This window comes from Pedobacter psychrodurus (genome assembly GCF_032678585.1).
GTDB lineage: Bacteria > Bacteroidota > Bacteroidia > Sphingobacteriales > Sphingobacteriaceae > Pedobacter > Pedobacter psychrodurus_A.
In genome coordinates this window covers 1-8,382 of sequence record NZ_JAVTSN010000091.1, presented here as the reverse complement: position 1 = coordinate 8,382, position 8,382 = coordinate 1, and the positions used below count along the sequence as shown (strand labels likewise).

Genomic DNA, 8,382 nt, shown 5'->3' with positions numbered 1-8,382 from the left:
TGCGATCTCGGACAATTGGCCTATTATCATTACCTGCTCGGCAAGCAGCAGGGAAGATTAGAAGGCTACCGGTTTCATGTGATCAACCTCAATGCAGTCGAGATGAGCAGGCGCCTCAATGTCCTGCGCTCAGACTATATCCTTACCCTGGCCGATGCCTCTGAAACTGCAGAAGCACTGGTAGAGGCGCTAAAAAAAGGGGACAGGTCTTCCGGTAGCGATCAGTTCTTTACCCAGAGTGCGGTAAATTTCCTTTCAGCCTGTATCTATTTTTTTTCCCGCTATGAAAACGGGCGCTACTCGACCCTGCCGCATGTACTTTCGTTTTTGAACTGCCCATACGAGCAGATATTTTCCACCCTCACCTCAAACGCTGAACTGGACTCCCTGCTTTCACCATTTATGAGCGCTTACCGGGCGAAAGCTTTCGATCAGCTCGAAGGGCAGGTGGGAACACTGAAGATATTTATCTCCAGACTGGCCACAAAGGAGAGCTTCTGGGTATTTTCCGGTGATGATTTCCCGCTAAAGATCAGCAGTCACCGCTCTCCGGCCATGCTGGTACTGGCCAACGATCCCAATACCCAGAACATCAATTCAGCGTGTTACTCCGTGGTGCTCAACCGGCTCACACGGCTGATCAACTCCAAAGGCAATCTGCCCAGTGCACTGGTGCTGGATGAGCTGCCCACCTTATATGTTCACCGCATCGAGAACCTGATCGCCACTGCCCGTTCAAACCGTGTTGCGGTACTGATGGGACTCCAGGAGCTTCCACAGTTCCAGCAGCAATACGGTAAAGATACCGCAACAACGATCTGCGCGGTTGTGGGCAATGTACTCTCAGGCTCGGTCAGGAACAAAGAAACCCTGGACTGGCTCGAAAAACTGTTCGGTAAGGTTAAGCAGCTCAGCGAGAGCCTCTCGCTGGACCGTGGAAAGGCGTCTGTATCGCTCAGCGAGCGGCTTGAATACCTTATACCATCGGGCAAGATCTCATCGCTAAAGGCCGGAGAGCTGGTGGGGATACTGGCGGGGGATACTGTAGGATCCTTTACCGGGGAATTTCAGCCATCGGCGGTCAACTGCCGGGTCGATATAGATTTAAAAGCGGTCGCAGCGGAAGAAGCTGCCTATCCGGATATGCCCATCTATTATGACTTCAAGGGCAGAAAGGATGAAATCCTTTTTGAAAACTTTACACGCATTAACGCCGAGGTATCCCGGATCGTCTCCAGGTTTCCTGCCGGATAGAAATCTCAATGCCGCTAAACATAAAAAATAACCTTAAAACCCAAATGCTATGCAAGAATATTTAGGAAAGCTCGCCCTGGCCAGAGACCAGAGCGATGCGGATGATAAAACATTCCGGATCGGACTGATCAGTGCAGTTGATCCCAGGCTGATGAGGGCGGAGATAGCCTTTGGCGACCTCTCTGTTTCCAGCATTTCCGCAACGGACGTGCTGGTGCTGAAAGATAAAAACAGGCTTTATCAGGACCTGTTGACCTCGGCTTCTATAATGGAGACCGCTGATTTCAAAACTGTTTTCAGGGTCAGTCTGATTTTGGAAAAGCCTGGCCAGGTGGCTGTACTGGAAGCTATGGAAATGCTGAAGGACAATCCCGGGGCGGCCAGTCTGGCCATGGTCAGCCTGGATACCGGGCTCTCGGTCAGCCTTGGCAGGCAACAGGGAGCAGAAAGGGGGAGCAGGCGGTGAAAAGGGCGGTTTTATTATTGATCCTGCCCCTGATGTCTGCTTATCCCATTGCTGCCCTTTCCCAAAGCTTTTGCTTTCCCGTTTTTCCCATCATACCCACCAGTTCTTTTGGCCCCAGAATACACCCCATCAGCGAAAAAGCCGGTTTTCATCAGGGCATAGATCTTAAAGCAAGGGGGTCTGCTGTCAGGTCAGTGATGGCAGGGGAGGTCAGCGCATGCGGCTATCACCGCTATCTGGGAAACTTTGTGCGCATATGCAGCGGGGATGTTCTGGCCACCTATGGTCATCTCTCCAGTGTATTTATCTCAAAGGGGGCGCTGGTGAGTCCAGGGGAAGTGATTGGGATATCGGGCAGCAGCGGAAGGGTGACCGGAGAGCACCTGCATTTTTCGGTCAGCTTTCGCGGTCAGCAGGTCCATCCCTTAAAATTTCTACTTTTTCTACAGTCCTGCGGGACACTAAACCAATAAGACCATGAAAACAGATTATGATAAAAACCTGGTTTCCCTGGAGCAGCTTCTTCAGGCCATCGCCATTGAAGGCCGCCTAGAGCTCAGCGAAGCCCAGGCCGGAATCTACGGTACCCTCCAGGGTGATGAACTTTTAGTGCAGGAAGGGGGAGAGGATGGATAAGCCGCAACAGCCCTTATATGTCCAGGTCGCCCAAAGGCTCATCGAGCAGCTAAAGTCAGGTACCTCGCCATGGCAAAAGCCTTGGAGCGCAGAGGGTATCCCGTTATTTTCAATGCCTTATAACCAGCAGAGCGGTCATCGCTACAAAGGCATCAATGCAATAAACCTGCTCCTCTCCGGACATGAGGATCCCCGCTGGCTCACCTTTAAGCAGGCCGAGGGGGCGGGCTTCAGAGTTAACCACAGGGAGCGGGGAACCCTTATCCAATTTGTCAAGACACACCAGCTCATTAGCCTCCGTGATGAAAAAGGTGGCCTGCTCTATGATGAAACGGGAAAGGTGATCATGGAAAAACTGCCCTTAAACAGGGCCATAGTCAGTAACGCATGGGTATTCAATGCCGAGCAGATCAGCGGGATCCCCCCGCTTTCCCTTCTCCCCAGAAAAATAGACTGGGACCCGGTCGAGCGGGCAGAGCAACTGATCCGCCATAGTGGCGCGCAGATCGACCATCAATTTATCGACCGCGCCAGCTACCATATCCGTTATGATGTGATCACCATGCCCGACCGGAGCCAGTTCAGTTCTTCCGCAGGATATTATACGACCCTGCTCCATGAACTTGGACACTGGACCGGGCATCCTAACAGGCTCAACAGGGAAAGCCTGATGACCAACGGGATGCAGGCCTATGCCAAAGAAGAGCTGCGTGCAGAAATTGCCTCAATGCTGCTGGGCGATGAGCTCCAGATCGGGCATGATCCCTCTCAACATGCAGCCTACATAGAAAGCTGGGTTTCGATATTGGAGGACAGCCCAGTGGAAATCCATGCCGCATCGATGGATGCCGAAAAGATATTCTCTTTTATCCGGGATATAGAGCTTAAGGTCCAAAAGAATATCGGTATCGCTCAGCATAAAGTAGCGGCAGCAGAACAGCCCTCCATCAAGGAACTGAAGTACCTTTCCACAGGAGATCAGATCAGCTATAAAAATAACCTTTACCATATACAGGGACATCTAAAGCAGGGCAGGCTCCGAGTGGAGCTGCAGCCTTCAGGCCTGCGCTTCACCCTTTCCAGGACCGACCAGCTCTATCATTCTCTGCTTGAGGTTAAGCGCTCCATGCAGCAGATCAATCCTCAAGCAGCTCTGAAGCCCATGGGATCAGAGCTAGCAAACAGTACCGAAATAAAAATCAAAAGATAAACCCATAGCTATGAAAACATTATTCAATATCCATGAGCTGCCCATTTCCCAGCTCGAGCAGCTCGGTATCTACTATCAGGGACAGCTGCTGCTTGATCCGCATAACATCCGTGCACTGCTTTCAGGCCGAAGGACCGAACTGGTAGCCATCCGCGGGATCCATTGGGAAGCCTTTAACCTTGAGCGGCTAGATGCCAAGCTTTCCCTGTTCAGGAATGATCTGGGCGAGGTGGAACTGCTGCTTCATCCCATCTATAAAGAAATCAGAAAACATCCCCTGCTCAGCGGGGAGGAAATGTCCAGGCTTGTTTCAGGGGAAGCAGATTTTATCGGTAAAAGCATCCAAAGGGAAGAGGGCCGGTATTCCATGCTCAATATTGAGTATGATGGAGAGACCAAAGAATTTATTTCCTATGATGTTTCCAACGTCCAGGCGCCGGACCTGGTGAACGGTATGCTGCTTTCCCCGGATGAAAAGTCAGCCTTCAGGCGGGGAGAGATGCTTACCATGTCCGACGGCACCCAGCTCCGGCACCGCGCGGCTGAGCCGCTTGGGCTGCTTTCTGACCACAAGGCCCTGATCTTATCGGTACTGCTGGACGGCGGGATCTCCTATCTGCTGCTCCGTGGGATCAGGTCTTTAAAAGAGGGGGGAGCGCAGGTGGATCATGCCACGCCGTCTTTTTTAAGAGCAACTGAGGAAATGCAGGGGCAACGGCCCCTGCGGCAGGAAAAATATGGTCTTGGAGAATCCCCCTCCCTTTCGTCCCCGGAGCGGGCAAGAAGTGTGTCCCGATAAATGAAAGACATTCAGGAAAAGAAAAACAATAGAAAACGGCAATTTAAAATGAACGATTATGGATCAGAAAAATTTGGAATACCTGCAGAAAACTCTCGATTATCTGGGTTTTGGGACTAGGTTAAATGAAGTATTGGAGTCTGCGGTCTACCGCGGGCTGGACAGGTTCTCGTTGGGTATCAACCAACGGTATATTCCCGGAGAATTCAGGTCAGATCCGGCTAAGGGGGTGGACCAGATGCGCTTTGAAATCAATTTTTCAAAAGCAAAGGAAACCGGGGTTTATTTCCTGAACAGTTACGAGGGCTCGCTAATTAGATACAACACAAGTGAACCTGTTATGCAACGTTTTGAACTGGAGCGTGATAACAGAATGTCCGCTCTTCAATGTTATAAGCTTTTATGCGGGCTTTCCCTGCAAAAAGAAATCCTTGTAAAAAATACCTCCGGTAGCACTGAAGGGGAACGCGAGCGGGTGCCGGTCTGGTTCAGGCTGGATCTTTCGGTCACCGGTAACAATGGGAACCATCCCGTAAACAAATTTTTTCCCGGCTATGGATATGACCTGGAACAGTCTATCGGGAAATATCCCTTTAAGGGCCTTGAGGATGAGGAAAAAAAACAGGCCGTAACCAAAGCGCTCCGCTATGGTAACCTGGTCGAACTCTCCCTTAGCATAGATGGTAAAGAGCATGCTGTCTATGTGGCGGCGAATCCCAGGCTTAAAACCCTTGATATTTATTCAAAGGATATGCAACAGCTCCGGGATAATCAGATCTTTTCTTCCCAGAAGGCTGAAGGGCAAAATACCCCGCGGGCATTTGAGGGTATTCTGCCCCCGCCGCAGGTAGCAAAGCAATTCCCGTGGAAGCAGCAGGGTGGTGATAAAGAGCCTAAGATCGGAAGGTGAGCACACCGGGAATAACCGGACTGATTTAGCCCTCTTTAGAGGTTCTGGAGTAACAAAAAAAAGACTTCAATTCATAAAGGCCGATAAATAATGCTATGCAAAAAATGTCCTGGCTGAGCCTGTACCGTTATTACGGGCTGTCTATGGTTTATAAAAGAGAACTGCCCGGCGGAAGCTCACAGGCCGCCTTGCCCGGATCAAAGATCCTGGTCTCTTCACTTCCTTCAGTCGTTATTTTTTCGCCCGATATCCTGATCCAGTTTCCTTCACGCAGGCCAACTACTTTGATCTCATTCTGTGTTAAGAACTCTTGGATCCTGGTTTCCCTTGTTTCTCCATTGTGTTTTAAATCCGGATTAGGATCAAGGTAATGCGGGTTGAGGTTAAATGGGACCAATCCCATACAATCAAAAGAAGCAGGATAAACAATGGGCATATCGTTGGTAGTTTTCATATTGATCCCGCCAATATTACTTCCCGCGCTACAGCCCAGATAGGGTTTCCCTTTTTTGATGTTTTCACTTAAAACCTCCATTACCCCATGCTCATGCAATGTTTTGACCAACAGAAAAGTATTTCCCCCGCCGGTAAAAAAGCCTTTGGCAGCATGAATGGCCTGTACAGGGTCTGCGAATTCATGTAAACCCTTAACCTTGATCTTTATCGAAGCGAAAAAAACGCTGGCCTTTTCGGTATAATCTTCATGAGAAATCCCCCCTGGTCTTGCATAGGGGATAAATATGATTTCATCTATTCCTTCAAAGAGATTGATCAGCTCATCCTTTAGGTAATCCAGGTAATTTCCACCGAATAGGGTAGAAGTTGAGGCAAGTATAACATTCATCTTTAGTCAATTTCTTTATCTGTGCAGATGCAAAGTTAAAAAACAGAAAGACTTTTTGGTTTACATCTCCCATTCCAGCTCAATTTAAATCTTGGTTAAGCCATCATTTTTAAATCCTGCCCACCCGCCCTGTTTCTGATTCTGCTCAGGGTTTCTAAACGTATGCCGAGGTAACTGGCGAGATACCGTTGGGGTATTCTATCTATATCAAAAGCTGTACTTTCCAGTTTCAGGTACCTTCCCGCCGCATTGGGTATCCTGGCGATAATGGACCTTTCTGCGGCCTGGTAGTATTGTATTTCTAAAATCTTTCTGCCAATTATGTTCCACTCTGGGCAATGGGCAGATAAGGAATCAGTAAGCGAGTATGGGATGCGGACCAGCTGACAGTTCTCCAGGGCCTGAAGATATTCCAAGGAATGATCGGACTGTTGTTGGGGATGGCGGATGGCTTCTATGATCTGGTTTTCGAAACCGAACCAGGTGCTGATGTCTTTTTTATGCTCTTTGACAAATCCCCTTACCATGCCTTTAATTATGAAGTACATGGCATTGTTAGCATCTATGGGGGAGAGGATGTGCTTGTGCTTGCGTATGGAAATTATCTGGCAGTTTTCTTCATAACAGCTAATAAAATTTTTTGATAGGGGATGGAATTTTTCCAAATGTTTGAAAAATGGTTTCATTAAAAGACTACGGTCGGTACCTGCTATCATTGCTTTATTTGGGACAGTGGGAAAATAAATGGCTGCATTTGGCAGCTCTGTTTTGGCAGGCTGAAAAATACTGTTCCAAATGTAACCGCTATGCCGGGGATGTGGGTGGGTGAAGGGAGGAACTTATCTCTAATCATTGAACCGTTAGAGCAGAATTCGGCTAAACGGTCTTTATGCCGTCCATCCTTTAGCAAAATAAGCGGTTGGCATAATGCCTTTTTCCTTTTTGAAGGCATTGTAAAAGGTAGCCTGATTTTTAAAGCCTGATTCGTGAGCGATTGCCTCGATGGTTATCTTATCGGAAAGAACAGGGTATTGCGTTAAGAAATGTGCTATCCGGTAACTATTTATCCAATCCCGGAAATTCTTTCCGATGTGTTTGTTGATCATAAAGGAACATTGGTGAAGGGGGATATTGACCCTGGTGGCCAGGTCAATGATCTGTAGCTCCCGATCAAGGTAAAGACAATGGTCTTCCATTTCTTTTCTGATCAGATCAACATACAATAAAATCTCCTCTTCCGATAGGTTAAACTTTTTCGCAGGGTTAGCCAGTACCTTGGGCATCTTTATGATATCGGTTACCACAAAATCTTTTGGTACAGTCATCTCATCGGATATGATCTTTTCTTTCCAATCATCTTTGTTCCAGTCGATGGCCACCAGTAAAAAACCATAAAACATACTGGGTTTGTGCAAGGCATATAAAATGATCAGCAATATGCACAGACAGTTGATCACCACAAATATGGAACTGTCCATTGGTACCGACAAACTTCTTAATATCCTTGGCAGCAGACCCAGGATCTGAAAAAAGGTGGCGATTTTGAGTAAAAAAATTGCCCATCCCCTTGTTGCCCGGTCTATGGTCTGCGTCGTTAAAATATGGGATTTAATAACCGAAAGCCAAGTTTGGCTAAGGTAAATCATCATAAGGACCGGGCGTAAAAGAAAATGAAAGGCGGGCGGAAATAATCCGCTTTTGGCCATCAGGGAGTGATAGCCATCCGCTTGCAATTGGGTAATAATTAAGTTCCAATCCAGAGACGCAGATCCCGGCCATGGGAAAATATGAATTATTGCAAATGCAGATGGTATGAAATGGAGAAAATCTTTTTTCTCGAGCCTTTTTTTTTCCAATACGAAACCAGTGATGTAGAGGTAAAAGCAGGCTGGGGCGGCAAAATAAAGAGGGGTGAAGAACTGATAGGAGATAGAAAGCAGCTCTGTTTTTCCATTGGTAATAAACAAGGAATTAAGTACTTGTCCGAAACGGGAAAATAGCAGTATGGACAACAGGATATTCTGTTGTCTGTTCCCATTTTTTGCAAAAAATAAATGGAGGGAAATTAAAAGCAGGAAAAAACAGGTGGTGCCAGCCAGGAAATTAACAAACGACATATTTGAAAGCAAGTTAAACTTAAATGTTCGCTAAATTAAATTAAGTATGTTTTTTTAGACAAAAAAAACAGTCAGCCCTTTATTCGGCCCCTGCAATAGCAGTTTCTCTGCCCATCGTACCCGTCTCCGATTCTTCCTGATCATTA

Annotated in this window: 11 protein-coding genes; 7 read left to right on the top strand and 4 right to left on the bottom strand. The window is 47.6% G+C overall.

Annotated elements, in window-relative coordinates:
• Positions 1–1,254: type IV secretory system conjugative DNA transfer family protein (locus R2S57_RS29880; protein WP_316848567.1), on the top strand; the 1,254-nt coding region annotated here is incomplete at its 5' end.
• Positions 1,255–1,303: 49 nt separating this feature from the next.
• On the top strand, positions 1,304–1,720 hold the full coding sequence (locus R2S57_RS29875) for a hypothetical protein (protein WP_316848566.1): 417 nt from the start codon (positions 1,304–1,306) through the stop codon (positions 1,718–1,720).
• Positions 1,721–1,734: 14 nt separating this feature from the next.
• Here the strand turns inward: R2S57_RS29875 and R2S57_RS29870 are convergent, their stop codons facing one another.
• Positions 1,735–1,872, bottom strand: coding sequence for a hypothetical protein (locus R2S57_RS29870; protein ID WP_316848565.1), 138 nt, complete (start codon positions 1,870–1,872; stop codon positions 1,735–1,737).
• A gap of 45 nt (positions 1,873–1,917) precedes the next feature.
• Here R2S57_RS29870 and R2S57_RS30620 point away from each other — a divergent pair, with 45 nt between their 5' ends.
• From R2S57_RS30620 to R2S57_RS29850, 5 genes are read left to right on the top strand one after another with little or no spacing between them, the layout of a single operon-like run.
• A complete protein-coding gene (locus R2S57_RS30620) occupies positions 1,918–2,193 on the top strand; it encodes a M23 family metallopeptidase (RefSeq protein ID WP_410479120.1) in 276 nt (91 codons plus the stop codon).
• A gap of 4 nt (positions 2,194–2,197) precedes the next feature.
• Positions 2,198–2,356, top strand: coding sequence for a hypothetical protein (locus tag R2S57_RS29865; protein WP_316848564.1), 159 nt, complete (start codon positions 2,198–2,200; stop codon positions 2,354–2,356).
• Positions 2,349–3,566: an ArdC family protein gene (locus tag R2S57_RS29860; protein WP_316848563.1), complete on the top strand. Its 1,218-nt coding sequence runs from the start codon at positions 2,349–2,351 to the stop codon at positions 3,564–3,566. Before R2S57_RS29865 ends, R2S57_RS29860 begins: the two co-directional genes overlap by 8 nt.
• A gap of 10 nt (positions 3,567–3,576) precedes the next feature.
• Complete coding sequence (locus tag R2S57_RS29855; RefSeq protein WP_316848562.1) at positions 3,577–4,365, top strand: DUF4099 domain-containing protein; 789 nt, start codon at positions 3,577–3,579, stop codon at positions 4,363–4,365.
• A gap of 58 nt (positions 4,366–4,423) precedes the next feature.
• Positions 4,424–5,275: a hypothetical protein gene (locus R2S57_RS29850; protein ID WP_316848561.1), complete on the top strand. Its 852-nt coding sequence runs from the start codon at positions 4,424–4,426 to the stop codon at positions 5,273–5,275.
• A 148-nt stretch (positions 5,276–5,423) separates the two neighbouring features.
• Here R2S57_RS29850 and pepE read toward each other — a convergent pair whose 3' ends face one another.
• From pepE to R2S57_RS29835, 3 genes are all read right to left on the bottom strand, one after another.
• A complete protein-coding gene (gene pepE, locus R2S57_RS29845) occupies positions 5,424–6,119 on the bottom strand; it encodes a dipeptidase PepE (RefSeq protein WP_316848560.1) in 696 nt (231 codons plus the stop codon).
• 95 nt (positions 6,120–6,214) lie between these two features.
• Entirely contained in the window at positions 6,215–6,667 is a 453-nt protein-coding gene (locus tag R2S57_RS29840) for a hypothetical protein (RefSeq protein WP_316848559.1), read from the bottom strand.
• Between the two features lie 339 nt (positions 6,668–7,006).
• Entirely contained in the window at positions 7,007–8,236 is a 1,230-nt protein-coding gene (locus R2S57_RS29835; RefSeq protein WP_316848558.1) for a helix-turn-helix domain-containing protein, read from the bottom strand.
• Positions 8,237–8,382: the final 146 nt, after the last annotated feature.

Excerpts from the sequence above, each read along its gene's own strand:
- R2S57_RS29875 (WP_316848566.1), top strand. The coding sequence starts at position 1,304 with ATGCAAGAATATTTAGGAAAGCTCGCCCTGGCCAGAGACCAGAGCGAT.
- R2S57_RS29840 (WP_316848559.1), bottom strand. The coding sequence starts at position 6,667 with ATGTACTTCATAATTAAAGGCATGGTAAGGGGATTTGTCAAAGAGCAT.
- R2S57_RS29865 (WP_316848564.1), top strand. The coding sequence starts at position 2,198 with ATGAAAACAGATTATGATAAAAACCTGGTTTCCCTGGAGCAGCTTCTT.
- pepE (WP_316848560.1), bottom strand. The coding sequence starts at position 6,119 with ATGAATGTTATACTTGCCTCAACTTCTACCCTATTCGGTGGAAATTAC.
- R2S57_RS29835 (WP_316848558.1), bottom strand. The coding sequence starts at position 8,236 with ATGTCGTTTGTTAATTTCCTGGCTGGCACCACCTGTTTTTTCCTGCTT.
- R2S57_RS30620 (WP_410479120.1), top strand. The coding sequence starts at position 1,918 with ATGGCAGGGGAGGTCAGCGCATGCGGCTATCACCGCTATCTGGGAAAC.
- R2S57_RS29870 (WP_316848565.1), bottom strand. The coding sequence starts at position 1,872 with ATGAAAACCGGCTTTTTCGCTGATGGGGTGTATTCTGGGGCCAAAAGA.
- R2S57_RS29850 (WP_316848561.1), top strand. The coding sequence starts at position 4,424 with ATGGATCAGAAAAATTTGGAATACCTGCAGAAAACTCTCGATTATCTG.
- R2S57_RS29855 (WP_316848562.1), top strand. The coding sequence starts at position 3,577 with ATGAAAACATTATTCAATATCCATGAGCTGCCCATTTCCCAGCTCGAG.
- R2S57_RS29860 (WP_316848563.1), top strand. The coding sequence starts at position 2,349 with ATGGATAAGCCGCAACAGCCCTTATATGTCCAGGTCGCCCAAAGGCTC.